Genomic DNA, 24,327 nt, shown 5'->3' on the forward strand with positions numbered 1-24,327 from the left:
AAGAGGCCCGAATGACGACACCGCTCCGCGATGCTGCGACTGATGAGGCACCGGTCCCGACCGGATCCGTGCTCGCGATCCGCGGAGGCAGGCCGCTGCGCGGCCGTGTCGACGTGAAGGGCGCGAAGAACCTGGCCACCAAGGCGATGGTCGCCGCGCTCCTGGGTGAGACCACGAGCATCCTGCGCGACGTCCCCGACCTCAGCGACGTCGCCGTGGTGCGCTCGCTCCTCGAGGTGCACGGCGTCACCGTGACCGAGGGCGACGAGCCGGGCTCGCTCGTGCTGGATCCGAGCATGGTCGAGTCCGCGCACTACGAGGAGATCGACGCGCACGCGGGCGCGTCACGCATCCCGATCCTGTTCTGCGGACCACTGCTGCATCGGCTGGGCCAGGCGTTCATCCCCGACCTGGGCGGATGCCGCATCGGCGACCGTCCGATCGACTTCCACCTCGACGCGCTGCGCAAGTTCGGTGCGATCGTCGAGAAGCAGCCCAGCGGCATCCGGCTCTCGGCGCCGACGGGGCTCAAGGGCGCCAACATCCACCTGCCGTACCCCAGCGTGGGTGCTACCGAGCAGGTGCTGCTGACGGCGGTGCGCGCGAAGGGCACCACCGAGCTGCGCAACGCGGCCATCGAGCCCGAGATCATGGACCTGATCGCGGTGCTGCAGAAGATGGGCGCGATCATCTCCTACGAGCCCAACCGCGTCATCCTCATCGAGGGCGTCGAGCAGCTGCGCGGCTACGATCACCGCTGCATCTTCGATCGCAACGAGGCGGCCTCCTGGGCCTGCGCTGCGCTGGCCACCGACGGCGAGATCTTCGTCGCGGGGGCGAAGCAGCAGGAGATGCTCACCTTCCTCAACGTCTTCCGCAAGGCCGGCGGCTGGTTCGACGTGCAGGAGGACGGCATCCTCTTCCGGCGCGGCAGCGAGCTCAAGCCCGTGATCGTGGAGACCGATGTGCATCCGGGCTTCATGACGGACTGGCAGCAGCCGCTCATCGTGGCGCTCACGCAGGCCGAGGGCCGCTCCATCGTGCACGAGACGGTGTACGAGAACCGCTTCGGCTTCACTCAGGCGCTGGTCAAGATGGGAGCCGACATCGTCGTGCACCCGCACGGTCTGCAGAACGGACCCCGCCGGGTGCCGCGTCGCGAGCTCGAGCAGGCCGCCGTGATCACCGGACCGACGCCCCTGCGCGCCGCCGACATCCTCGTGCCCGACCTGCGCGGAGGGTACAGCCACGTGATCGCCGCGCTCACCGCCGAGGGCGAGTCGCAGGTCTCGGGAGTCGACATCCTCAGCCGCGGCTACGAGAAGTTCCTCGACAAGCTGCAGGCGCTCGGCGCGGACTTCGACGTCGTCCGGTGATCTGATGGCTGCCTCCGAGCGGAGCCGCCCCAGCCTCTTCTGGCCGCTGGCGGTGATCGTCATCCCTCTCGTCTCGCTGCTCGCGCGGATCCGCACCACGGGCGCCGAGAAGCTCCCGCGCACCGGCGCCTTCGTGCTCGCACCGAACCACCATTCCGAGCTCGATCCTCTGATCGTGGCCATGTCCGTGTACCGCACGGGCAGGCTTCCGCGATTCATGGCCAAGGAGAGCCTGTTCCGCATCCCCGTCGTGGGATGGGTGCTCAAGCGCACCGGCATGATCCCCGTCGCGCGCAGCTCGTCGGCGACCGCCGCGAAGCAGACCATGGCCCAGTCGCGCGAGCTCGTCGAGCACGGTCGCGGCGTGATCGTGTACCCCGAGGGGACGCTCACGCGTGACCCGGAACTGTGGCCGATGCGCGGAAAGTCCGGCGCCGTGCGCCTGGCGCTCTCCGGTGACATCCCCCTCATCCCGATGGCGCAGTGGGGCACCCAGGCGATCATGGGGCGCTACCAGAAGGGGCTCAGCCTGTGGCCGCTGCGCAAGCCGGTGCGGGTGCTCATCGGCGATCCCGTGGACCTGTCGGATCTGCGTGCCCGGGCCACGGAGCCGGCCGCACTGAACGAGGCGACCGACCGGCTGATGGCGGCGATCACGGCGCTGCTCGAGCAGCTGCGCGGCGAGAAGGCTCCGGCGAACAGATGGAACCCGGCCGATCACGGCCAGAACGAGACGGGGCGCCTTGACTCCTAAGCGCGCACAGGTCGTCGCAGGCACGCGCACCGCCGTCGTCGGAGCGGGCAGCTGGGGAACGACGTTCGGCAAGATCCTCGCCGACGGCGGCGCCCAGGTGACCATGTGGGCCAGGCGCCCCGAACTGGCGCAGGAGATCAACGAGGCCAAGCGCAACTCGAAGTACCTTCCCGGCATCAACCTGCCACGTGCGATGACCGCCACGCATGAGCTGGCGCGTGCGCTCGACGGCGCCGAGCAGATCTATCTCTCGGTGCCCAGTCAGACGCTGCGCGAGAACCTCGCGGCGCTTCGTCCGCTGCTCGGCGGCAGCGAGGCGCCTGTCATCAGCCTGATGAAGGGCGTGGAGCGCTCCACCGGGTTGCGGATGAGCCAGGTGATCGAGCAGGAGCTGCGCTGCGATCCGATGCGGATCGCCGTGGCATCCGGTCCCAACCTCGCTCTGGAGATCGCTCGGGAGCAGCCCACCGCGGCGGTGATCTCCTCGCGGAGCCAGGAGACCGCGGATGCCGTGGCGCGCACCGCGCGCAACGCGTACTTCCGCTCCTTCGTGAACACCGACGTGATCGGCACGGAGTTCGGCGGTGTGCTGAAGAACCTCATCGCGGTCGCGATCGGGATCGTCGACGGCGTCGGATACGGCGAGAACACCAAGGCGTCGATCATCACGCGCGGTCTCGTGGAGATGACCGACTTCGCCGTCGCCAACGGCGCGCAGCCCGAGACGCTGCAGGGACTGGCGGGCCTGGGCGACCTGATCGCGACCTGTCAGTCGCCCCTCAGCCGCAACAACACGGCCGGGCGCCTGCTGGGCCAGGGGTACAGCTTCCAGGACGTCGTCAAGCAGATGCAGCAGACCGCCGAGGGGCTCGCGTCCGTCGCGCCGATCCTTCAGCTCGCCCGCGAGTCCGAGGTGGACATGCCCATCGTGGAGCAGGTGAAGATGGTGCTCGACGGGCGAATGGATCCCCGCGACATCGCCCCGCACCTGACCACCGACGACGACACGCCCCAGGAGGAGAGGACCAACTATGGACAGGCAGACGGTGGTGGTGCTCTTCGGCGGGCGTTCCAGCGAGCATTCGATCAGTTCCGCAACGGCGGGCGGGGTGCTGGCGGCGATCGATCGTGACCGCTACGCGGTGATCCCGGTCGGGATCACCCGCGAGGGAGCGTTCGTCCTCGAGCAGGACGACCCCGCGCGGTTCGCGCTGGACGCCGCCCGCATGCCCGAGGTGGTCGACAACGGCACCCGGGTGCGCTGGCCGGAGCCGGACGGCGACCGGATGCTGCGCGCCGTCGCGCCGGACGGCTCCACGGTCGATCTCGGCGAGGTCGACATCGTGCTGCCGCTGCTGCACGGTCTGCACGGCGAGGACGGCGCGATCCAGGGCTTCTTCGACGTGCTCGAGGTCCCGTACGCGGGCGGCGGCATCCTCGACTCCGCGGTGTGCCTCGACAAGCACTTCACCAAACTCGCGCTGTCGGCGGCCGGCATCGCCGTCGCTCCGGGTATCACCGTCCGCCGCACCGACTGGGAGGGCGATCCCGAGCGCATCCGCGGTGCGGTCGCCGAACTGGGCGAAGTGGTCTTCGTCAAGCCGGCCACAGCCGGTTCGAGTGTCGGGGTGTCGCGCGTCGACGACGGCGTCGGGCTCGACGAGGCGTTCCGGATCGCGTTCGCCGAAGACGACAAGGTGCTCGTCGAGACGAGGATCACCGGACGCGAGATCGAGGTCGGTGTACTCGCGGGGCGCGACGGCGAGCGGGCACGAGCCTCGCTGCCCGGCGAGGTCGTGCTCACCTCGCGCAGCTTCTACGACTTCGAGGGCAAGTACCTCGGAGGCGACGGCGTCGAGATCGTGTGCCCGGCGAACGTCGACGACGATCTCATCGCGCGGCTGCAGGACACGGCGGTCCGGGCCTTCGAGTCGGTGGACGGGAAGGGGCTCGCGCGGGTCGACTTCTTCGTCACGCCCGACGGCGACCTGATGGTGAACGAGCTCAACACGATGCCCGGCTTCACGCGATTCTCGATGTTCCCGAAGTGCTGGATCGCGTCGGGGCTGAGCTACACCGAGCTCATCACCGAGCTGATCGAGGCGGGCCTGCGCAGCAGTCGACGGTGACCGCCGGTCACTCGGGCAGCTCGTCCGGCGAGGTGCAGGCCCGCTGCGCGGGCGTGGTGCGCACCGCGCTGACCAGCGCGCTGTCGGTCAGCACCTCGTTGGCCCCGATCACCTCGGTGTCGACGAAGACCTGCACGGCCGGGTCGCGCCCGTAGGTCGTCATCCGCATCTTCGGGGCCTGGGACTCGTCGACCAGCCAGTCGATGCCCTCCAGGGTGACGCACTGCAGGGTCGCGGTCGGGCCGGGCACCTCGGTGCCGCAGGCGATGATCACGCTCGTCGGGTCGCCGTACGCACCCGTCGCCTGGGCGTCCGTCCAGCGGCGGTCCTGATCTCCGATCGCGTCGGGCAGTCGCACGGTCACATCGGCGCAGGCCGGATCGTTCGCGTACGGCTCGGGAGTGAGGGCGACGGTGCTCGAGCACCCCACCAGAGCGAGAAGCATCAGCGTCCCGGGGAGCAGAGCGGAACGGCGGAGCATGGTTCCAGGCTACCGTTGTCGGCATGGCATCCGATCCCGACGACCCCCGCATCGGCGACATCTCGGAGGGCGAGGTGCTCCGTGCCATCCTCGCGCGCACGCCTGCCGGGGCGAGCACGATGATCGGCCCCGGCGACGACGCCGCTCTGATCGCGGCGCCCTCGGGATCCGTCGTCGCCACGACGGACACGCTCGTGCACGGCCCCGACTTCCGCACGGAGTGGTCGAGCGGATACGACCTCGGCTGGAAGTCGGCGGCCGTCAACCTGGCCGACGTCGCGGCGATGGGCGCGACCCCCACCGCGCTCCTCGTCGCCCTCGCCGTGCCGCGCGAGACGCGACTGTCGTTCGTCGCCGAGATGGCCGACGGCTTCCGGGATGCCTGCGAGGCGCTCGCGCCCGGCTGCGCCGTGGTCGGGGGCGATCTGACGGTCTCGGAGCTGCTGATGATCGCAGTCACCGCGCTCGGAGATCTCGGAGGCCGGCGCGCCGTCACCCGAGGCGGGGCGCGGGCCGGCGATGTCGTCGCCCTCGCCGGGGAACTGGGCGTCGCGGCCGCCGGTCTGCAGACGCTGTTCCGGCTGTTCCGCGACGGCTCGACTCCCGTGCCGGTCGATCGGGGCGTCCTGGATGCCGGGCAGCGGCGGGGGCTGGATCGTCAGCTGCGTCCGGCACCGCCCGTGGGACTCGGCGCGACGGCGTCGGTCGGCGGCGCGACGGCGATGATGGACGTCTCGGACGGACTCGCGATCGATGCCGGACGGATGGCGGATGCCTCCGGCGCGACGATCGATCTCGTCGGCGCCGCGCTCGACGAGCTGGCGTTCGGAGGGGATCGTCAGCGAGCGATCGGCGGGGGAGAGGACCACGGGCTGCTGGCCGCGTTCCCACCGGACGGTGCCGTTCCCGAGGGCTTCCGGATCATCGGCGTCGTCGTGCCGCGTCGGAGCGATGCCGTGCTCGTGGACGGTGAGCCGATTCCCAGGGCCGGTTGGGACCCGTACCGGGACTGGGACGGCGTCGTCAGCGGCTGAGCGGCTCTGCCCACCAGACGGCGGTGTCGCCGTACACCTTCTCGCGCAGCGGCGACAGGCCCGCCGCTGCGAGATCGGGCGGCGTGGAGCGCCGGGCGCGCTCGACGACGACCACCGCCTCGGGCGAGAGCAGCGGAGCCAGGGCGATGAGATCGGCGGTCATGGTCGAATCGTCGAGGTCGTAGGGCGGGTCGGTGAACACCAGGTCGTAGGGTCCGGATGCGCGGCCGAGGAACGCGTGCACGGTGCTCTGGTGCACCGTGGCGGCGTTCGCGCCGCCGAGCGCCCGGGACACGGCCGCGGTGTTGCGGCCGACCGTCATCGCCGCGGAGCGGGAGCGCTCCACGAGGTCGATCGCCGTCGCGCCGCGGCTCCAGGCCTCCAGGCCCAGGGCGCCGCTTCCCGCGTACAGGTCGAGCACCCGGGCGCCGTCGATGGCATCCATCGACTCCAGGGCGCCGAACAACGACTCGCGAACCCGATCACTGGTGGGCCGGGTGCCGGCGCCCGGCACGTCGAGCCGGATGCCGCGCGCGGCGCCGGCGATGATCCTCGTCACCCGTTCACGATACGACACGCGCCGCTGCCGAGGCGTTGCCGGGAACGCGCGAGGTCGGCACCCGTCTCTAGACTCGGAGCATGCCCTTCGAGCTCGACACGTCGCTGACCGACGCGCTGGGCGCCACCTCGGCGCGCACGCTCGAGCGCGCCTTCGGGATGAAGACCGTCGGCCAGCTGCTCGGCCACTACCCGCGACGCTACGCCGACCCCGGCGAGTTGACGCCGATCCGGGAGCTGCCGATCGGCGAGACGGTGACGATCGTCGCCGAGGTGCTCTCCTCGAGCGTGCGGCGCATGCGCAACCGGCCGGGTGCGATGCTCGAGGTCGTCATCGGCGACGGCGTCGGCCGCATGACGCTGACCTTCTTCGCCAAGGGACCGGGCCAGGCCGAATGGCGGCAGAAGGAGCTCTCGGTCGGCCGACGCGGGATCTTCTCCGGCAAGGTGGGCATGTTCAAGGACACCGTGCAGTTCGCCCATCCCGAGTACGAGCTCTTCGACGACATCGATGCGGCGCAGCGGCAGGCGGATGCCCGCAGGAACGTGCCCATCCCGATCTACCCGGCCACGTCGGCGATTCAGAGCTGGCAGATCGCGAAGCTGATCGCCGCCGTGCTCGATGCTCTCGGCGAGGTGCCCGAACCGCTGCCGGAGCCGCTGCGCATCGCGGAGGGTCTGCTGACCGCCCGCGATGCGCTCGAGCGCATCCATCGTCCGCGCGAGCGCAACGACATCGATCCGGCGGTTCGCACTCTGCGGATGCACGAGGCGCTCACCCTCCAGGCGGCGCTTCTGCAGCAGCGCGAGCAGGTCCGCGCCCTCACCGCGACGCCGCGGACGGCCGAGAGGGGAGGGCTGCTGGAGCGCTTCGACGCGAGCCTGCCGTTCCGGCTCACCGAGGATCAGCGGCAGGTGGGCGCCGAGATCGCCGCCGACCTCGCCGCCGACCGTCCCATGAACCGGCTGGTGCAGGGCGAGGTGGGATCGGGCAAGACGCTCGTCGCGCTGCGCGCCATGCTCCAGGTCGCGCAGAGCGGCGGCCAGGCAGCGCTCATCGCCCCGACGGAGGTGCTCGCCGGTCAGCACCTGCGCTCGATCACGAAGATGCTGGGACCCGATCTCGCACCGCAGCTGATGCCGACGCTGCTCACCGGTCAGATGACGGCTCCCGAGCGGCGCAAGGCGGCACTGCGCGTCGCGTCGGGACAGGCGCTGATCGTCATCGGCACGCATGCGCTGCTGTCCGAGAAGACGACCTTCGCCGACCTGGCCCTCGTCGTCGTCGACGAACAGCACCGGTTCGGTGTGGAGCAGCGCGAGGCGCTGCGCGCCAAGGGCACCGCTCCGCACGCCCTCGTGCTCACGGCCACGCCGATCCCGCGCACCGTCGCGATGACCGTCTTCGGCGACCTCGACACCTCGGTGATCCGCACCATGCCGTCCGGGCGCGCCGGCATCCAGTCGTTCACGGCGCCGCTGGCCGAGCACCCCTGGTGGTTCCAGAGAGTGTGGGCACGCGCGGCGGAGGAGATCGAGGGCGGGCGTCAGGTGTTCGCCGTCTGCGCGGCCATCGACACCTCGAAGGAGTCCGTCGATGCCGATGGCGCGGCACCGCCCCCGGACGCCGAGGGCAAGGGTCCGCGCTGGGGCGTCGTGCAGCTCGACGAGATCCTCGCCACGCACCCGGTGCTCTCCACCATGCGTCGGGCGGTGCTGCACGGCAAGATGCCCGCGGATCAGAAGGACGCCGTCATGCGCGCCTTCGCACGGGGCGAGATCGACCTGCTCATCGCCACCACGGTGATCGAGGTCGGCGTGGACGTCCCCAACGCGTCGACCATGGTGATCATGGAGGCCGACCGCTTCGGCGTCTCGCAACTTCACCAGCTGCGCGGTCGTGTCGGAAGAGGCGAGCATCCGGGCCTGTGCCTGCTCGTCACCGAGGCGGAAGCCGGCTCGCTCGCGCGTGAGCGCGTGGATGCGGTGGCGGCGACGCTCGACGGGTTCGCGCTGGCCGAGGTCGACCTCGAGCTGCGCGGTGAGGGCGACGTGCTGGGGGCGGCGCAGTCGGGAGCGCGGTCGTCGCTGCGGCTGCTGCGCGTGGTGAAGGACGCGGGGCTGATCGTGCGCGCGCGAGAGATCGCAGCGGGCATCCTCGCCGACGACCCTTCGCTGGAGCGTCATCCCGCGTTGCGCGCGACGATCGACCGCCGCGTGACCGATGCCGATCGTGCGGCTCTCGGCAAGAACTGAGTGCACCAGGCCGTAGGCTGGACGCATGCGTGTACCGACCGAGCGGAGCGAGCAGTGAACAATCGGATCGCCGTCGTCCCGGGCTCCTTCGATCCGCCCACGCTCGGGCATCTCGATGTGATCCGCCGCGCGGCGCGTCTGTACGACGAGCTGCACGTGCTGGTGGTGCACAACCCGGGCAAAGAGGCGATGCTGCCGATCGCCCAGCGGATGAACCTGCTCGAGCAGTCGATCGCCGAGGCCGGTGTCGAGGGGCACATCATCGTCGGGTCGTGGAGCATGGGTCTGCTCGTCGACTACGCGCGCGACGTCGACGCGGGGGTGCTCGTCAAGGGCATCCGCTCGCAGGTCGACGTGGCGTACGAGTCGCCGATGGCGATCGTGAACCGTCACCTCGCCGACATCGAGACGGTCTTCCTGCTGCCCGACCCGGCGCATGCGCTGGTGTCGAGCTCCCTCGTGCGCCAGGTGGCGGCGCTCGGCGGCGACGTGTCGCCCTTCGTGCCGCCGGTGGTGGCGTCGTTCCTCGACACCGGTGCCCGCGGCCTCTGAGCGTTCACGGCCTTTCCGGGCGCCCGGGCCGGTAGCATGGCGGGGTGAGAACCCGAGTCAACGGACCCTTCGTCCTGTCCGTCCACGACATCGTCCGCAAGCCGGGCGAGATGCGCGAGCACCGTTTCTCGGTGACCCTGCCGGAGAGGTGGGGTGAGGGGATCGTGTCGGTCGAGCCCGGCGAGACCGTCGATCTCGACGTGCGGCTCGAATCGGTGCACGAGGGCATCCTGGTCTCCGGAACGGCCGATTCCGACTACTCCGGGGAGTGCGGCAGATGCCTCACCGAGATCAGCGCGCCTGTCGAAGTCGAGTTCCAGGAGCTTTTCGCGTATCCTGGTGAGGAAGAAACTGACTTCGAAGTTCAAGACGACCACGTGGATCTTGAAACTCTGGTCAGGGATGCGGTCGTACTGTCGCTTCCATTTCAGCCGGTGTGTCAGCCGGATTGCCCGGGTCTCGACCCGAGCACGGGCGAGAAGCTGACCATGAGCACCGACGCCGAGAGCACCGCTCCCATCGATCCTCGATGGAGTGCGCTCCTCCAGATCACAGACCAGGACGCCGAGGCAGAGAGCCGCGGCGCCGAGAAAGAAGAGAGCTAGTCATGGCCGGTAACCCCCCGAAGCGCAAGGTCTCCCGTTCCAACACCCGCAGCCGTCGCGCGCAGTGGAAGGCGACGCCCACCGCTCTGGTGAAGACCGTCGAGAACGGCAAGGTCGTCTACAGCCGTCCCCACCAGGCCAAGGTCGTCACCGACTCGCAGGGCACCGAGCTGTTCCTGGAGTACAAGGGCCGCAAGGTCGCCGACGTCTGATCTGACGATCGTGGCGCAGGTCCCTCCGGGGGCGGAGCCGCTCACCGAGAAGCTCGGCGTCGAGATCGACGCCGAGCTTCTCGAGCGTGCGCTGACGCATCGTTCGTACGCGTACGAGCACGGCGGCATTCCGCACAATGAACGTCTGGAGTTCCTCGGGGACTCCGTGCTCGGCATCGCCGTGACGGTGATGCTGTTCACCACGCATCCCGACCTCGACGAGGGAGCGCTGGCGAAGCGCCGTGCGAGTGTGGTGTCGACCGTGGCCCTGGCCGAGGTCGCGCGCGCCATCGGGCTGGGAGCGCACCTGCGCCTGGGGCGCGGCGAGGAGCAGACCGGCGGACGCGACAAGGACTCCATCCTCGCCGACACCATGGAGGCGGTCTTCGGTGCGGCCTATCTGTCGGCCGGACCCGCCGCCGCCGAGGCGCTGGTGCTGCGGCTGACCGAACCGCTGCTGGCCGATCCCGAGAGGTACGGGGCCGCGATGGACCCCAAGACCAGCCTGCAGGAGCTCGCCGCGCGTCTGGGAGCGACTCCGCCGCGTTACTCGGTCGAGTCCGACGGGCCCGACCATGATCGGGTGTTCACCGCCACGGTCGTCGTGGGTGATCTGGCCAGCACGGGAAGCGGTACAAGCAAGAAGACCGCCGAGATGGCGGCGGCGCTGACGGCCTGGCGCGAGCTGAGCATGCGCTCCGGGCTCGACGTTGCCTGAGCTGCCCGAGGTCGAGGTCGTCCGCGCGGGTCTGGCGCCCGCCGTCGTCGGGGCGCGCGTGAGCGCGATCGACGTGCTCGATGAGCGTGCGCTCACCCGGCATCCGCGGGGATCCGCCGACTTCGTCGCCCGGCTGGAGGGGCGCGCCATCACCGCGGCCGCCCGGCGGGGCAAGTTCCTGTGGCTGCCGCTGGATGGCGACGCGGACGCCCTGGTCGCACATCTCGGCATGAGCGGGCAGCTGCTCCTGCGCAGTCCGGATGCCCCGGCGGAGCGCCACGAGCGCATCCGGCTGCACATCGAGCATCCGCAGCACGGGCGACTCGCCGTGGTCTTCGCCGATCAGCGCACGTTCGGCTCGCTCGCCGTCGACGTTCTCCTCAGCGCGCCCGACGGCGCGGCGGGCGGCCGCGGCACGGCGAAGGCCCTCGTGCCGTCTCAGGTCGCGCACATCGCGCGGGATGCGCTCGATCCGGCCTTCGACGAGGCCGGCTTCGTCGTAGCGGTGCGACGGCGCGCCAGCGGGATCAAGCGCATCCTGCTGGATCAGACCCTGGTCAGCGGAATCGGCAACATCTACGCCGACGAGTCGCTGTGGGCGGCGCGGATCCATCCCGAGACCGAGGGGCGTTCGCTGTCGACGAGGGCGCTGCGCCGGCTGCTGCACGAGGTGCGCCTGGTGCTCGAGAAGGCGCTGGCGGAGGGCGGCACGAGCTTCGACGCCCAGTACGTGAACGTGAACGGGCAGACCGGCTATTTCGCGCACAGCCTGAACGCGTACGGGCGCACCGGTCAGCCCTGCCCGCGGTGCGGAGAACCCATCGCTCGGGTCGCCTTCATGAATCGGTCCTCACATCTCTGCCCGGTCTGCCAGAGAAGGCGCTGACCGGCCGAGTGGGCGGCGTCGGCGTGTCGCCGCCCACTCGGCCGGTGGCGAGCACTCACTCGTGCGGACTCCCGCTTCGAGGATGTGCACGGGTCAGCGTTCAGCAAGCACGGCGACCAGTGCGCGATGATCGGTGCCGCCCGCGGTCTCCTCGATGACAGAGGACCCGCGCACGGCCCAATCCCTCCCGACCAGCACATGATCGATCGGTGAAGCCAGCCACGACGCCACCGTCGACGGCCAGGTGCCTCTCGCCCCCGCACCCGTCGTCGCAGCGGCGTCCGTGCAGCCCTCCATCCCGCTCAGATTCGAGAGATGATCCACCGTCGCATTCAGATCACCGGCGACGATGACACGCGGTTCATCGCACCACGACGCGACCCAGCGCAGGCCCTCGCGCCAGTGAGCCATGCCGGACGGCAAGGGCGGATAGGGGTGTGCCACGACGATGAGCGGTCCGTCGTGGTCCACCGGCTCCCACACGCCGCTGGGGAGCCCCGGAGTCGACCCAGCAGTCTCACGCCACGCGTAGTCGCCCAAAGACTCCGCAATGAGCACCGAGGTCGGAATGGTCGAGTCCCCGTAAACGGTGTCGTGGAACATCACGGGGCCGCCCAGTTCTTCGACCAGCCGCGCGACCTCGCCGGCCGCCTTCTCATCCATCTCCGGCAGGCTCACGATCGACGCTCCGCTGGAGTGCACGAGTTCTGCGATGTCGCCGGTCCCGGTGGCACCGCCTTGGGTGTTCCACGTCAGGACGACGAGATCACCCTTCAGCGACGGGGCACCGACGCTGCGCGACCACAGGATTCCCGCGTTGCCTGCACCAGCGACCAGGGCCGCGATGGCGATTCCGGCCGCCAGCGACCAGCGCCTCCTGAGTGCTGCGATCAGACCGGCCAGGACGGCGATCACGAAAAAGCCCAGCGCAAGCGGGCCCCGCAGCGCGACGACCTGCGCGAAGCCCGGCACCAGCTCCAGGCGGAATGCCTGAGGCAAGGTGACCGGAACCGCGACGACCAGACATGCGATCAGCGTCGCGAAGAAGACTCCAGTTCGTCTCGCGGGAACGTTCGGCGCGGTCTCGTCTCGCGACGCTCCGGGGGCCATCATGATCGCACCGCCTCAGCCGGGCATGGGCGCATCGAGCTGCGCGGCCCAATCGCGGATGGCCTGGCGCTCCGCCGAGTTGCACACGTACCCGTAGCCCATGGTGAAGTTCCCGTGCTCGAGGGAGTCCTCCCCGAAGTACGTCAGTGCGTAGCAGTCGGCCATCTTCTCGTCGCTGCCCTGGAAGAGCCCCTTCTCCAGCAGCCGGTCCGTCGCGCTCACGTCGCTGCCGGACCTCGCCGCATCCGCGAACTGGTACACGTGGGCGAGCTCATGCGTGACGACCATCCGTTGCTCCCATTCACCGCGGAGGTAGCCCTTGGGCTTGTGGTGCACGACCAGAGGATCCTTGCCCGTCACGCACGCCGTGGAAGTCGCACAGGCAGTGGCACTGTCCCAGCGCAGATCGATGAAGCCGTCACCGGCCTGGTCGACGATCTTCTCGGTGAGGGTTCCCGAGGAGTTCGCACGCCGTGCGTCCGCCGCCTTCACCTTCGCCTCCAGATCCTCGCGGAATCCCTGCATCCGCTCGGCCACGGAGCGCGCGAGGCTGACGGGCACCTGCCCGGCTGCCGCTTCGCGGTCGAGCTGATCGACGAAGGCATCGTCGATCAGCACCAGGGGAGCCGCCGGGTTGCCGTCCAGACGCGCGGCGAGCTCTGCATATCTCGCGCGCTCGGATGCGAACGCAGCGAGGTGCTTCTGCGTCTCGGGGTCCTGAGCATCGGGCTGAGTCTGCACCGGCGGGCGACGCGGGCTGTCAGGGGGCGTCATCGCACCGAGCCCTCCGACGACGGCTGCGACGACGACGATCCCGGCGATGAGGGTCAGGCAGCCGCACCCGGCGAACCACCAACCGATGCCGCGGCGTCGCGGCGGAGCCGCCACCATCGGCGCAGCGGCGACCCCGATGGGCGGGCCCTGCACGCTCGCAGGGTTGACGGTGGCCATCCAGTGGCGAAGTTCCGGGTAGCTGCGAGGATTCGACGCGATGAGAGCGTGGAGATCCCAGCGGCGGGAGGCGATGTCGGCCAGCTGGTGAGGCGGGGTGGCGGGATGCCCTGCAGCGATGAGATCGAAGTCGTCGGGCGCACTGGGCATGGAATCGATGCTACCGACCGCCGCGAAGCACCGACTTCTGACAGGCTGGCAGCATGCGACCGAACGCCCTCATCACCGGAGCCTCCGGCGGGATCGGACGAGCCATTGCGACGGCCATGGCCGAGACCCACCATCTGCACCTGACCGGGCGCGACAGGTCCGCGCTCGAGGCCCTCGCCGACACGGTCCCCTCAGCCTCCGTGCACGTCGCCGATCTCACCGCTGAGACGCAGATCGCCGAGCTCGCGCGGACCATCGCCGAGCTCGACGTGCTCGTGCACAGTGCGGGCGTTCTCCATATGGGATCCACGGAGGAGGTGGGAGCGCGGCGCTGGCGGGAGTCGATGGAGGTCAACGTGCTGGCGCCTGTCGAACTGACCCGCGCGCTGCTGCCGGCGCTGCGACGCAGCGCCGGACACGTGGTGATGATCAACTCGGGCCTCGGTCATCGCAGCATCGCGGGCTCCGGCGCCTACAGCGCGAGCAAGTTCGCGCTGCGCGCCTTCGCCGACGCGCTGCGCCTGGAGGAGGCCGCCCACGGCGTCCGCGTCACCTCGATCCATCCCGGTCGCGTCGCCACGACCATGCAGGAGCGGCTGCGCGCCTGGGAGGGTCTGCCGTACGACGGCGACGCGTGGATCCGTCCCGAGCAGGTCGCGGATGCCGTGATCACCGCCGTCACACTTGACCGCGGCGCGATGATCACCTCTCTCGACGTCGCTCCGGAGGCGCGGCGCTGACGCCGTGCTCTCGACCGGTCGGGGGCGCGTCGATCGCGAACGCCAGATGGGGCATGTCCACGCCGCGATAGTTCTTGACGAACCGCCCGCGCACCGTCATGCCCAGGCGGATCGCCACATTCATCGACGCGACGTTCATGTCACGGACCTGCGCGAACAGCCGGTCGGCGCCGAGCGCACGGAACACGTGGTCGCGCACGGCCGCGGCGGCCTCCGTCGCATACCCCCGATGCCAGTGCGCGCGGTTGAAGAGGTAGCCGACCTCCAGGACGTCCTCATCGAGGATGTGCTGGACGGTGGGCCCGCACTGTCCGATCATCTCGCCGCTCTCTCGCAGGACCACCGCCCACATGCCGAAGCCGTCGTCGCGATAGCGGTCCCGCATCCGGTGCAGCCAGGCCTGCACCATCTCCTCGTCGAACGCCCCTTCATAGGCGGTCATGGTCTCGGCATCCTGCAGGATGGCGCGCAGCGCGGGCAGGTCGTCCTCGGTCATCTCACGAAGGTCCAGACGGGAGGTGCGGAGGATCACCCGTCCATCCTGCCAGTCACGCGGGTGCGAACGCCGCGCGCAGCATCGGGCGCGTGACGAGGGTGCTCAGCCACACGATGAGGATGCCGACCGCCAGCACCGCGGCGATCGTGAGCAGCGATGCGGGGGCGACGATCATCGCGATGCCCAGCAGCGGGAACACCACGATGCCCGCGCAGAGCGCTGAGCCCAGCGCAGTGAACAGCAGCGGCGACATGATCGCGCTCCGGCGGGCGGCATCCACCGTCTCGACGGGGACCCCGAGCTGATGCAGGCTCCGGTGCAGCGGGCGCTGATCGAGGATGTCGGATGCCTGGGTCACGCCCACGGAGGCGGCGACCATGAGGAACGACGCGACGAGCGTGATGATGAGACCGGTGCGCATGTCGGTGACGAGAGCGAGATCCTCCGGGCCCGCATCCGAGGCGCTCATGACGTTCATCAGCGATACGCCGGTGCCCGCGAACACCGCCATGAAGCTCGCCATCGCGATGCCGCCGACCTGCCTCCACGCCGCCTTCGGGTCATCGAGCACGGTGCGCGCGGCGAGCAGCCGCTCAGGGCTCTGCGCGCGCCGCAACCGGCGCCTCGAGAAGACCGCGAGCGCCCACGGGCCGACGAGGTTCAGCACCGCCAGAGCTCCGGCGAAGACCGCGGCGAGAACGACCGTCACCGCGACGACGCCGGCGATGGCGGGGATCGACTGCGCGGTCAGGAACGCGGCCGCGAGCACCGCTGCGGCGAGCACGCCGCGGATCCAGTGCGTGCGCGCCGGTTGCGCGCGCATCCGCACGCCGAGCGGCGAGACGATCACCCGGCGAAGGCCCAGCGCGGCGCTCGCACCGGCCAGCAGCACCGCACCGGCGCAGACCGCTGCGATCATGCCGGGGGAGAGAAGCACCGAAGCCGCCCCGAGCTGCTCACCGCGGAAGGGAATGAGGCCGATCAGCGGTACCAGCGCCAGATGCCCCAGGATTCCGGCGATCACCCCGCCCGCGGCGATGGCCGTCGACTCGACGACGGTGAGCGCGCCGACACCTGCCGGGGTCACGCCCAGCAGGCGCAGTGCGGACAGCCGCTCGTCCCGTCGCCGGGCGGAGAGCCGTGCCGCCGCACCGCCCAGCGCGGCCAGCGGCACCACGAGCAGAGCGAGTGCGACCGCGGCGAGAACCTGATAGGTCAGCGCGTCGTCGTCGTCCCACGTCCAGAACGCCTGCGCGCCGCCCACCACGGTCAGCACCAGCGTCGTGACCAGCGCGAACGCCGACGACGGGATGATGACGGTGGCGGCGTTTCCCGGTGCGGGTCGCAGCAGCATCCGCATCGCCGCCGCGTTCACGCCGCCACCTGCGCGTCCACGATCAGCCCGTCGCGCATGTGCAGGGTGCGAGAGCAGCGGGCCGCCACCTGCGGGTCGTGCGTGACCACCACGAGAGTGCGCCCCTGGCTCGTGGTCGACCAGAGCAGGGCGTCCATGACTTCGGCAGAGGTGCGCGAATCCAGGGCGCCGGTGGGCTCGTCGGCGAAGATCAGTTCCGCGCCCGTCACCTGTGCGCGGGCGATCGCGACACGCTGCGCCTGGCCGCCCGAGAGCTCGCCGATGCGGCGGTCCTCCATGCCCGCCAGCCCCAGCGACTGCAGCCACGCAGCGGCGTGGCCGGTCGCGTCATGCCGCTTGAGACCGTTGATCATCAGCGCGAGGGCCACGTTCTCGATGGCTGTCAGTTCCGGGATCAGCAGGCCCTGCTGGAAGACGAAGCCGAATCGCTCGCGTCGCAGCCGCGACCGGACGGTCTCGGACTGCGCGGTCACGTCGATCCGTCCGCCGGATGCCGGAGCGAACACGACCGAGCCGGCATCGGGCGTGATGATGCCCGCCAGTGCATGCAGCAGAGTCGTCTTGCCCGACCCCGACGCGCCCATGATGGCGAGGGATTCGCCCCGCCGGACGTCGGCGTTTACCCCGGCCAGGGCGCGAGCGGGACCGTAGGTCTTCAGGAGTGCGTTCGCTTGCAGCACGGAATCATTCATGATTCCCAGCTTCCGCGCCACGACAGCGTCGATCGTCGCCCCCGAGGATGACTCCGGCATCCGGTGGTCATCCTCGGGGATGATTCAGTTCAGGAGCTTCTGCCACGCCCCGGAGGAGGAGACGGGTACGAAGCCCATCGCCTCGTTGATCGCGAGCATGGGCCGGTTCTCCTCGGCGTTGAACGTGCTGATCCGCGGCGACGACGGGGCGATCGCGCGCCACCGCAGGATGTTCGCGCACTTCACGAGCAGGCCCAGGCGGTGACCCCGGTGCTCCTTGAGCACGAGCGTGCAGTACTGGTGCGTCACATCCGCCGGAGCGGTGCCGATGACCAGTTCGTTGAACGCCGCCAGCGTGCCGGTCGGAACGTGTTCGACCGCGGCGACCGACACGGTCTGCCCGCCGTCGAGGAACCGGGCGTCGCGACGGGCGACGCGCTGCGCGTCCCAGATCTCCTCATCGACGGCGAGCTCGCCGCTCGGCGCGTCGGTCGACATGCGCGACAGTGCCCATGCGTATCCGTCCCGACGCTCGGGCGGTGTCGGCAGAGTCCATTCGACGAGGCGATAGTCCGCGCCCGCTTCCCGCAGTGCCTCCTGCAGCATGCGTCGCACCCGGGCCGGGTCGGACTGCAGATCGTAGGCGCTGTTGCGCTCCACCTGTTCCAGGGTGAAGCCGTCGTCCTGGAGCAGCCGCGCGTGCGGCGTCGCCGAGACGACGCCCCAGCCGGTCTTCGGCACCAGGGGCGACGCACCGGCGTCCGGGCGGTGCAGCGTCCAGGCCTGGATGACAGTGCGTCCCAGGAGCCGCACCTCCTCCTCCGCACGCTTCAGCAGCGCCTGCTCGACGCCCCGCCCCCAGTGCTCGGGAAGCACCATCAGGTCGAGCTCGACGCTGGTCGTCTCTGCGACGGCGTAGCAGAGCAGCACGGCACCGACGATCACGTCGCCCTCGCGTGCGATGAATCCACGGTTGACGTCGTCCGCGCGGTCCTGCCAGTGCGGCAGGAGCTCCTCGGCCGTCCGGGCGAAGTCGTGCAGGCCCGAATCGCTCAGGCAGACGGCGTTGTTCAGCGCCACGACCGCGTGGAAGTCGGCGGCGTCGGCGCCCTCGAGATGCGCGGGCACGGACATCTCCGTGATGGTCAGGGGCGGTGATGCGATCGTCATGTCAGGTCCTTCCTCCACACGCCCTCGTAGGCGATGGGGGCGAAGCCGATGGCCTCGTTGATCGAGAGCATCGGCCGGTTCTCCTCGGCGTTGTACGTGATCACCTTCGGCGATTCCGGATGCTCGTCGCGCCAGGCGAGCAGCCCGGCGGTCTTCACCAGCATCCCCAGACGATGCCCGCGGTGCGCGGCGAGGACGAGAGTGTCGTACTGATGAGTGCTTCCGGAGGCGTCCGGGCCGATGGCGAGTTCGTTGAACGCGCACAGCTCGCCGGTGCCGACGTGCTGGGCGGCGGTCACGCGCATCGACCAACCCCGGCGGGTGATCCGCTCCTCCTGCCGGCGCACGCGCTCCTCGTCCCATTCCTCCTCAGGCGTTCCGACGTCGCCATCCGGCACGTCGGTGGACATGCGGGACTTCATCCAGGCGTACCCGGCGACATACGCCTCCGGCGTCGGGATGCTCCAGCGCAGCACACGGTAACCCGCGGCGTGCGCCGCGGCATCGGCCTGCAGCACCTCCAGGTGCGCGCGGGTCGCGGTCGACCAGGTCAGGGCGCTCGCGCGCTCCACCTGCTCGAGCCGGAATCCGTTGCGGGTCAGGAAACGCGCGGGGCGGTCGGCGGGCACCGAACCGAATCCGGTGGGCGACGCCAGCGGGGGAAACGCCGCGCCGTGCTCGTCATGGTGCTCGCACCAGTGCAGCAGCTTGCGCACGCCGGCCTCCCGAGCGACGCTCTCGACGTACGCGTAGGCGGCGGAGCCGATGCGCTGCCCGGCCGCACGGTGCAGCACCGCGACGGTGACCACCGCCGTCTCGCCCGCGTCATCGTGCGAGATGTCGAGCGCGCAGCATCCGACGAGGTCACCGTCGAGATCGATGCCCCACTGGCGGCGTTCCCTGTCGGCGTTGCTGTAGAGGCTGGGCAGCAGCGATTCCGCGCTCAGCGCGTCGTCGTCGCGGCCCGTGCTCTCGAGGATCGAGGCGTTGCGCACCGCCGCATAGGCGCGGATGGCGGGGGAGGGCCCCGCGTCCGCCCGAGCCGGGAGCTCGAGCGGACGCAGAAGCGCTCCGGCCGACCTCATCGCAGACCCCGCTGCAGGTCGAACGTCAGCAGGGTGATCGCCTCGTGCTCGGCGCGCGCTGCGTCGCGGATCGGACGCGGTGCGGGAGCGGCGGGGGCGGTCGGGTGCAGGCTGCGCTCGAGCAGCCACAGTCCGAGGCGCAGGCGGAGTCGGTCCGTCAGCGCCAGGCGCCGCTGAGCCGATCTGTCGGGGATGGTGAGGATCTGACGATCCCCGGTATCCGGTGGATGGATGGTCGTGTGCTGCCGGTCATCGGACAGCAGAGTGGTGCTCACGATGTGTGCGCTTTCTGTCGAGTGTTTTCCTGGGGTGCGCGACGGATGCGGATGCGGCGCGCAGAGGGGCGCCGGACGCATCCGGGCGGCACGTCCCGAGATCGGAGCGTGCCGGGGGAAGCCCCTGAAGCGGGGCGAGAGCCGCCGCCTGAGGCGGGGCGACGATCATCGACCGGACGCTGAGGCGTCAGACGAGTCGTGAGAGGAGCGGGGCGGCCCTACGAGGCCGTGCGCGCGAAGGCCACCGAGAAGCGGGGCATGTTCGCCGGCACGGACGCAACGGTGCAGAACCGGGCGTCGAGCTTCGTGATCATCATCGGTGACCTCCTCTCCTGTGATCGGTGAGTCACGCTAGCGAACGCGCGCCGCGTGCGTCAAGCATCCGGGCGTGTCGTCGGCGTGTCGCGCTCTCGCGGCACATCCCTCGCCGCGTGGGTTCCCCGCCGTTCCGCGGGTTTCGGGTAGCGTATGGGCGTGCTGCTCCCGATCCCCGCCGGCCCGCCGATCACAAGGTCGTCGGCATGCATCTGAAGAGCCTGACGCTCAAGGGGTTCAAGTCCTTCGCGCAGCCCACCTCGTTCGTCTTCGAGCCCGGCGTCACCTGCATCGTCGGTCCGAACGGCTCGGGCAAGTCCAACGTCGTCGACGCCCTCGCCTGGGTCATGGGCGAGCAGGGTGCCAAGACGCTGCGGGGCGGGAAGATGGAGGACGTCATCTTCGCGGGCACGTCGACACGGGGACCGCTCGGACGCGCCGAGGTGCAGCTCACCATCGACAACAGCGACGGCGCTCTGCCGATCGACTACGCCGAGGTGACGATCAGCCGCACCCTGTTCCGCAGCGGCTCGAGCGAGTACGCGATCAACGGGTCGAGTTGCCGGCTGCTCGACGTGCAGGAACTGCTCAGCGACTCGGGTCTCGGCCGCGAGATGCATGTGATCGTCGGCCAGGGCCGCCTCGACACCGTGCTGCAGGCGTCGCCCGAGGACCGACGCGGGTTCATCGAGGAGGCCGCGGGCATCCTCAAGCACCGCCGCCGCAAAGAGAAGACCATCCGCAAGCTCGACGCGATGGAGACCAACCTCACTCGGCTGAGCGACCTCGCCGGCGAGATCCGGCGCCAGCTCAAGCCGCTCGGCAAGCAGGCCGAGATCGCCCGCGAGGCACAGGGCATCGCCGCGGTGGTCCGCGACGCGAAGGCCCGTCTGTTCGCCGACGACGTCGTCGCGCTGCGTGCAGCGCTCGCAGATCACACCCGCACCGAGCACGAGCGCCACACCGAGCGGCTCGTGCTCTCGGAGCAGGCCGACACCGTGCGTGCCGGCATCCGACGGCTGGAGGAGCAGCAGAACTCGGCGGCGGTCGATGAAGCGCGCCGGGTCGCGTTCGCGCTGGAGCAGACGCAGGAGCGGATGCGCAGCCTGTTCACGCTCGCGAACCAGCGACTCGCGCTGCTGGGCGGTGACGACGACGACGCGATCACCGCGATCACCGTCACCCAGGACACGATCGACGAGGCCCGGGACGAGATCACCCGGATATCCGAGGGACTGGGGGACGCGCAGGATGCGGCGGCCGCCGCGAGTCGCGAGGTGATGGGCGCGCGTGCCGAGCTGGACACGCTCGATGTCGACATCGCCGAGCAGAGCGCCCTGGTGTCGCAGTACGACATGCGTTTGACAGCGTTGCGCGGCACCGCGGATGCCGCCGCATCGGCTCTGGCCGCCGTGCGCGGTGCCGTGCTGCGCCAGGAGACCGCTCTCGAGGGGGCGCACCAGCGCCGTCGGGAGGCGTCCGAGGCTCTCGAGCAGATCGCGGACGCCGACGCCCCCGAGGGAAGCGCCGTCGAGCACTCCGCCGCCTACGATCAGGCGCAGAGGGCCGTGGCCGCCGCCGAGGCCGAGCGCGACGCGCTGCGCGAGCAGCTGCATGAAGCCGAGCGCGAGGCCGACTCGCTCACCGCGAAGGCTGCCGCGCTCGGCAGCGCTCTCGCCCTGTCGGGCGGCGCCGCCGAGGTCGTCGCCTCTGGTGCCGCCGGCGTTCGAGGGCTCGTGGGCGACTCCGTGCAGGTGCGCCCCGGCTACGAGGCCGCGGTCGCCGCCGTGCTCGGTCCGCTCACGGAGGGCGTGCTGGTCGACGGCGTCGACGACGCGTTCGAGCTGCTCGCCTCCGGTGAGGCGCGGGGCACGGTCGACGTCGTCATCGCGGACACCGCGCTGTCGGTGGCGTCCGAGCCGCTGGATGTGCCGGGCACGGTGTCGGCGGCCGGTGTGGTCGACGCGCCCGCGGGCGTGCGAGGGATCCTGTCCGCGGTCCTGATCGCCGACGACCTGGATGCCGCGCGCACGGCGCGCAGAGCACTGGACGCCCTCGGCGACGACCGGACGACGATCGTGACGCGGACCGGTGAGGTCGTCACCGCGCACACCATGCGCGCCGGCACCGGCGAGACTTCCCGCATCGAGCTGGCCGCCGAACGCGACGCGGCGACCGAGCGTCTCGCCGAGGTGCGGGTCGTCGTGGCGGATCTTCGCCAAGCCCGGGAAAGGTCCACGGAGGCGGTCGAGGAGGCCCGGCGCCGCGCGAAGGACGCGCTGCGCGCTCTGCGCGAGCGCGATGCCGCCCTTGCCGCGCACGCCGAGCAGACCAATCGCCTGACCGTGCAGCACGAGGCAGCCGTCGCCGAGTGCGATCGCCTGGAATCGGGCCTCGCGCAGGCGCAGGCCGCCGTCTCGGATGCCGAACAGGCTGCGGTCCACGCGAAGGCGGAGCTGGAAGCATCCGAATCGGAGCCGCGACCCGTGCTCGACGCGTCCGCGCGCGACGGGCTGCTGGAGGCACTCGAGTCGGCTCGCGAGGGCGAGGTGCGCGCGCGCCTCGAGATCGAGACTCTTCGCGAGCGCGTGCGTGCCGCCCAGTCGCGAGTGGTCGCCCTGGAGCGTCAGCGCGAGCACGAGCGCGAGGCGGCGGCCGAGGCCGCGCGACGCGCCGTCATCCGCCGAGGGCAGCGCGAGGCGGCGTCCGCCGTCGCGGACGAGGTCCCACGGGTGCTGGACTCGATCGACCGCTCTGTCACCGAGGCGCGGATGGCTCTGGCGGAGGCGGAGGCCGAGCGCTCGGCCCACAACGAGGAGCTTTCCGCCCTGCGCCGGCAGGAGGTCTCGCTCCGCGAGCGCCTCGCCGGCCTCACCGAGAGCGTGCACGGACTGGAGCTCCAGATCCACGAGAAGAAGCTGCACCTGAGCAGCCTGCTCGAGCGGGTGGCGTCAGAACTCGCTCTCGATGAAGATATTCTCGTCGCGGAATATGGCCCGGATCAGCCCGTTCCGCGCGATCCCGGCGCCGACGAGCACGACGAGGACGCCGACATCCCCTTCGACCGCCGGATCCAGCAGCGGCGCCTGAAAGACGCGGAGCGCAAGCTCACGCAGCTCGGCCGCGTCAACCCGCTGGCACTGGAGGAGTTCGCCGCGCTCGAGCAGCGGCACGCCTTCCTCACCGAGCAGCTGTCGGATCTGACGCGGACACGGCAGGACCTGCTGGCGATCATCGCTGAACTCGACGAGCGGATGCAGGTGATCTTCGCCGCAGCGTTCGAGGACACGAAGCAGGCGTTCGGGGAGGTGTTCCCGCTGCTGTTCCCGGGCGGTTCGGGCAGCATCTCGCTGACGAACCCGGACGACATGCTCACCACCGGTATCGAGGTGGCCGTGCGGCCGGTCGGCAAGAAGATCGAACGGCTCTCCCTGCTCTCCGGAGGTGAGCGCTCCCTCGCCGCCGTCGCGCTGCTCGTCGCGATCTTCAAGGCGCGGCCGAGCCCGTTCTACATCCTCGACGAGGTCGAGGCGGCGCTCGACGACGCCAACCTCGGTCGCCTGCTGTCGGTCTTCGAACAGCTTCGCGAGAACTCGCAGCTTCTCGTGATCACACACCAGAAGCGCACCATGGAGATCGCAGACGCGCTCTACGGAGTGTCCATGCGCCAGGACGGCGTCTCCGCGGTGGTCGGTCAGCGCGTGGGCGACCGCGTCTCCGCGGCCGCCGTCTGAGTCGACAGAGACGCTTCGAACGCCCGCGCGGTGTCGGCGAACGCCGGAAGGTCCATGGGCCGGTGCCGGGCGCCGCGGAGCACCACGTGCTGCGCACCATCGGCGGCGAGCAGTCCGGCCATCCGTTCGTACTCGTCGTTCCAGCCGCCGGTCACGACGAGCATCGGGATGCCGCGGAGCATCCGCTCACGGACGCCATGGCCCCACGGCAGGTTCGTGCGCGCCCAGCGCTCGGCGACGGGGCGCTCGCGGTCCCAGGTGGCGGCGTCGAACGGTCCGCCGAACATCAGCGGGCGCAGGATGGCCCAGAACGACCGCAGGTCACCGGCATCGGCCTGAGCCCGCGCCTCGCTCACGATCGCGATGTGCCGTTCGATCGGCTCCGCACCGCGAGCGATGTCGTACAGGGCGGGTTCGACCAGCACCAGGCCCCTCACCGGCACCTGGTCGACGGCCAGTGCGACCGGTACCGCGCCGATCGAGTGCGCGTAGACGACTGGGCGCGCATCCCTGATGTCGCGCACCAGCTGCTGCGCCTGCTGCCCGACGGACGCCTCGGGCGCGAAGGCGGTGAAGACGCCGGATGCCGGATCGACCCGCGGCCAGGCATCCGGGCCCTGCCGGCCGGCGCCGTGGACGTACACGCGACGGATGCTCATGTCGATCATCGTAG

Annotated in this window: 24 protein-coding genes; 13 read left to right on the forward strand and 11 right to left on the reverse strand. The window is 70.5% G+C overall.

Annotated features, from left to right (window positions below; genetic code table 11):
• Positions 1 to 11 precede the first annotated feature (11 nt).
• The 4 genes from murA to ACFWHT_RS06730 are packed head-to-tail and all read left to right on the forward strand — an operon-like array spanning position 12 to position 4,259.
• Positions 12 to 1,376: a UDP-N-acetylglucosamine 1-carboxyvinyltransferase gene (murA, locus tag ACFWHT_RS06715; protein ID WP_378826660.1), complete on the forward strand. Its 1,365-nt coding sequence runs from the start codon at positions 12 to 14 to the stop codon at positions 1,374 to 1,376.
• A 4-nt stretch (positions 1,377 to 1,380) separates the two neighbouring features.
• Positions 1,381 to 2,130 (forward strand): lysophospholipid acyltransferase family protein, encoded by a 750-nt coding sequence (locus ACFWHT_RS06720; RefSeq protein ID WP_378826663.1) that lies wholly within the window; start codon positions 1,381 to 1,383, stop codon positions 2,128 to 2,130.
• The gene (locus ACFWHT_RS06725) at positions 2,120 to 3,262 is read left to right on the forward strand and encodes an NAD(P)H-dependent glycerol-3-phosphate dehydrogenase (RefSeq protein WP_378826665.1); all 1,143 of its coding nucleotides are present in this window, start codon (positions 2,120 to 2,122) and stop codon (positions 3,260 to 3,262) included. The genes ACFWHT_RS06720 and ACFWHT_RS06725 overlap by 11 nt, the downstream gene beginning before the upstream one ends.
• A complete protein-coding gene (locus ACFWHT_RS06730; protein ID WP_378826667.1) occupies positions 3,162 to 4,259 on the forward strand; it encodes a D-alanine--D-alanine ligase family protein in 1,098 nt (365 codons plus the stop codon). Before ACFWHT_RS06725 ends, ACFWHT_RS06730 begins: the two co-directional genes overlap by 101 nt.
• A 7-nt stretch (positions 4,260 to 4,266) precedes the next feature.
• Here ACFWHT_RS06730 and ACFWHT_RS06735 read toward each other — a convergent pair whose 3' ends face one another.
• Positions 4,267 to 4,740 (reverse strand): DUF3515 family protein, encoded by a 474-nt coding sequence (locus ACFWHT_RS06735; RefSeq protein WP_378826669.1) that lies wholly within the window; start codon positions 4,738 to 4,740, stop codon positions 4,267 to 4,269.
• Between the two features lie 23 nt (positions 4,741 to 4,763).
• On the opposite strand from ACFWHT_RS06735, the gene thiL reads away from it, so the two are divergent.
• Positions 4,764 to 5,774: a thiamine-phosphate kinase gene (thiL, locus tag ACFWHT_RS06740; protein WP_378826671.1), complete on the forward strand. Its 1,011-nt coding sequence runs from the start codon at positions 4,764 to 4,766 to the stop codon at positions 5,772 to 5,774.
• Here thiL and rsmD read toward each other — a convergent pair.
• On the reverse strand, positions 5,764 to 6,333 hold the full coding sequence (gene rsmD, locus ACFWHT_RS06745; protein ID WP_378826673.1) for a 16S rRNA (guanine(966)-N(2))-methyltransferase RsmD: 570 nt from the start codon (positions 6,331 to 6,333) through the stop codon (positions 5,764 to 5,766). The genes thiL and rsmD overlap by 11 nt on opposite strands.
• 80 nt (positions 6,334 to 6,413) lie before the next feature.
• Here rsmD and ACFWHT_RS06750 point away from each other — a divergent pair, with 80 nt between their 5' ends.
• From ACFWHT_RS06750 to mutM, 6 genes are all read left to right on the forward strand, one after another.
• Positions 6,414 to 8,588, forward strand: a complete 2,175-nt coding sequence (locus ACFWHT_RS06750; protein WP_378826675.1) for an ATP-dependent DNA helicase RecG — start codon at positions 6,414 to 6,416, stop codon at positions 8,586 to 8,588.
• 54 nt (positions 8,589 to 8,642) lie between these two features.
• A complete protein-coding gene (coaD, locus tag ACFWHT_RS06755; protein WP_378826678.1) occupies positions 8,643 to 9,140 on the forward strand; it encodes a pantetheine-phosphate adenylyltransferase in 498 nt (165 codons plus the stop codon).
• Positions 9,141 to 9,250: 110 nt separating this feature from the next.
• Entirely contained in the window at positions 9,251 to 9,745 is a 495-nt protein-coding gene (locus tag ACFWHT_RS06760) for a YceD family protein (RefSeq protein WP_378827930.1), read from the forward strand.
• A 2-nt stretch (positions 9,746 to 9,747) separates the two neighbouring features.
• Entirely contained in the window at positions 9,748 to 9,957 is a 210-nt protein-coding gene (gene rpmF, locus ACFWHT_RS06765; RefSeq protein ID WP_179411002.1) for a 50S ribosomal protein L32, read from the forward strand.
• A 10-nt stretch (positions 9,958 to 9,967) separates the two neighbouring features.
• Complete coding sequence (gene rnc / locus ACFWHT_RS06770) at positions 9,968 to 10,675, forward strand: ribonuclease III (protein WP_378826680.1); 708 nt, start codon at positions 9,968 to 9,970, stop codon at positions 10,673 to 10,675.
• The gene (mutM, locus tag ACFWHT_RS06775) at positions 10,668 to 11,561 is read left to right on the forward strand and encodes a bifunctional DNA-formamidopyrimidine glycosylase/DNA-(apurinic or apyrimidinic site) lyase (protein ID WP_378826682.1); all 894 of its coding nucleotides are present in this window, start codon (positions 10,668 to 10,670) and stop codon (positions 11,559 to 11,561) included. The genes rnc and mutM overlap by 8 nt, the downstream gene beginning before the upstream one ends.
• Before the next feature lie 93 nt (positions 11,562 to 11,654).
• Here mutM and ACFWHT_RS06780 read toward each other — a convergent pair whose 3' ends face one another.
• The gene (locus ACFWHT_RS06780) at positions 11,655 to 12,674 is read right to left on the reverse strand and encodes an endonuclease/exonuclease/phosphatase family protein (protein ID WP_378826684.1); all 1,020 of its coding nucleotides are present in this window, start codon (positions 12,672 to 12,674) and stop codon (positions 11,655 to 11,657) included.
• Positions 12,675 to 12,686: 12 nt separating this feature from the next.
• Positions 12,687 to 13,772, reverse strand: coding sequence for a hypothetical protein (locus ACFWHT_RS06785; protein ID WP_378826686.1), 1,086 nt, complete (start codon positions 13,770 to 13,772; stop codon positions 12,687 to 12,689).
• Positions 13,773 to 13,825: 53 nt separating this feature from the next.
• On the opposite strand from ACFWHT_RS06785, the gene ACFWHT_RS06790 reads away from it, so the two are divergent.
• A complete protein-coding gene (locus ACFWHT_RS06790) occupies positions 13,826 to 14,512 on the forward strand; it encodes an SDR family oxidoreductase (RefSeq protein WP_378826688.1) in 687 nt (228 codons plus the stop codon).
• On the opposite strand, the gene ACFWHT_RS06795 is transcribed toward ACFWHT_RS06790, so the two are convergent.
• The 6 genes from ACFWHT_RS06795 to ACFWHT_RS06820 form a co-directional block, all read right to left on the reverse strand.
• Positions 14,475 to 15,044 carry a GNAT family N-acetyltransferase gene (locus ACFWHT_RS06795; RefSeq protein ID WP_378826691.1) on the reverse strand — a complete coding sequence of 190 codons (570 nt, stop codon included), beginning with the start codon at positions 15,042 to 15,044 and terminating at the stop codon, positions 14,475 to 14,477. The genes ACFWHT_RS06790 and ACFWHT_RS06795 overlap by 38 nt on opposite strands.
• A 16-nt stretch (positions 15,045 to 15,060) precedes the next feature.
• Entirely contained in the window at positions 15,061 to 16,383 is a 1,323-nt protein-coding gene (locus tag ACFWHT_RS06800; RefSeq protein ID WP_378826693.1) for a permease, read from the reverse strand.
• Entirely contained in the window at positions 16,380 to 17,075 is a 696-nt protein-coding gene (locus tag ACFWHT_RS06805; RefSeq protein ID WP_378826694.1) for an ABC transporter ATP-binding protein, read from the reverse strand. Before ACFWHT_RS06805 ends, ACFWHT_RS06800 begins: the two co-directional genes overlap by 4 nt.
• 84 nt (positions 17,076 to 17,159) lie before the next feature.
• Positions 17,160 to 18,245: a GNAT family N-acetyltransferase gene (locus ACFWHT_RS06810; protein WP_378826697.1), complete on the reverse strand. Its 1,086-nt coding sequence runs from the start codon at positions 18,243 to 18,245 to the stop codon at positions 17,160 to 17,162.
• Positions 18,242 to 19,330, reverse strand: a complete 1,089-nt coding sequence (locus ACFWHT_RS06815) for a GNAT family N-acetyltransferase (RefSeq protein ID WP_378826699.1) — start codon at positions 19,328 to 19,330, stop codon at positions 18,242 to 18,244. Before ACFWHT_RS06815 ends, ACFWHT_RS06810 begins: the two co-directional genes overlap by 4 nt.
• Positions 19,327 to 19,605: a hypothetical protein gene (locus tag ACFWHT_RS06820; protein WP_378826700.1), complete on the reverse strand. Its 279-nt coding sequence runs from the start codon at positions 19,603 to 19,605 to the stop codon at positions 19,327 to 19,329. Before ACFWHT_RS06820 ends, ACFWHT_RS06815 begins: the two co-directional genes overlap by 4 nt.
• A 521-nt stretch (positions 19,606 to 20,126) precedes the next feature.
• Here ACFWHT_RS06820 and smc point away from each other — a divergent pair.
• Entirely contained in the window at positions 20,127 to 23,654 is a 3,528-nt protein-coding gene (smc, locus tag ACFWHT_RS06825; protein ID WP_378826701.1) for a chromosome segregation protein SMC, read from the forward strand.
• Here the strand turns inward: smc and ACFWHT_RS06830 are convergent.
• Positions 23,615 to 24,313: a hypothetical protein gene (locus tag ACFWHT_RS06830; RefSeq protein WP_378826702.1), complete on the reverse strand. Its 699-nt coding sequence runs from the start codon at positions 24,311 to 24,313 to the stop codon at positions 23,615 to 23,617. The two genes, smc and ACFWHT_RS06830, sit on opposite strands and share 40 nt — an antisense overlap.
• Positions 24,314 to 24,327 lie beyond the last annotated feature (14 nt).

It is taken from the genome of Microbacterium sp. NPDC058342, assembly GCF_042723935.1.
GTDB lineage: Bacteria > Actinomycetota > Actinomycetes > Actinomycetales > Microbacteriaceae > Microbacterium.

Coding starts and splice junctions, on each gene's coding strand:
- thiL (WP_378826671.1), top strand. CDS start 4,764: ATGGCATCCGATCCCGACGACCCCCGCATCGGCGACATCTCGGAGGGC.
- ACFWHT_RS06750 (WP_378826675.1), top strand. CDS start 6,414: ATGCCCTTCGAGCTCGACACGTCGCTGACCGACGCGCTGGGCGCCACC.
- ACFWHT_RS06805 (WP_378826694.1), bottom strand. CDS start 17,075: ATGAATGATTCCGTGCTGCAAGCGAACGCACTCCTGAAGACCTACGGT.
- ACFWHT_RS06720 (WP_378826663.1), top strand. CDS start 1,381: ATGGCTGCCTCCGAGCGGAGCCGCCCCAGCCTCTTCTGGCCGCTGGCG.
- rpmF (WP_179411002.1), top strand. CDS start 9,748: ATGGCCGGTAACCCCCCGAAGCGCAAGGTCTCCCGTTCCAACACCCGC.
- ACFWHT_RS06830 (WP_378826702.1), bottom strand. CDS start 24,313: ATGAGCATCCGTCGCGTGTACGTCCACGGCGCCGGCCGGCAGGGCCCG.
- ACFWHT_RS06735 (WP_378826669.1), bottom strand. CDS start 4,740: ATGCTCCGCCGTTCCGCTCTGCTCCCCGGGACGCTGATGCTTCTCGCT.
- ACFWHT_RS06815 (WP_378826699.1), bottom strand. CDS start 19,330: ATGAGGTCGGCCGGAGCGCTTCTGCGTCCGCTCGAGCTCCCGGCTCGG.
- ACFWHT_RS06760 (WP_378827930.1), top strand. CDS start 9,251: ATGCGCGAGCACCGTTTCTCGGTGACCCTGCCGGAGAGGTGGGGTGAG.
- ACFWHT_RS06790 (WP_378826688.1), top strand. CDS start 13,826: ATGCGACCGAACGCCCTCATCACCGGAGCCTCCGGCGGGATCGGACGA.
- ACFWHT_RS06810 (WP_378826697.1), bottom strand. CDS start 18,245: ATGACGATCGCATCACCGCCCCTGACCATCACGGAGATGTCCGTGCCC.
- ACFWHT_RS06785 (WP_378826686.1), bottom strand. CDS start 13,772: ATGCCCAGTGCGCCCGACGACTTCGATCTCATCGCTGCAGGGCATCCC.
- murA (WP_378826660.1), top strand. CDS start 12: ATGACGACACCGCTCCGCGATGCTGCGACTGATGAGGCACCGGTCCCG.
- smc (WP_378826701.1), top strand. CDS start 20,127: ATGCATCTGAAGAGCCTGACGCTCAAGGGGTTCAAGTCCTTCGCGCAG.
- ACFWHT_RS06780 (WP_378826684.1), bottom strand. CDS start 12,674: ATGATGGCCCCCGGAGCGTCGCGAGACGAGACCGCGCCGAACGTTCCC.
- ACFWHT_RS06730 (WP_378826667.1), top strand. CDS start 3,162: ATGGACAGGCAGACGGTGGTGGTGCTCTTCGGCGGGCGTTCCAGCGAG.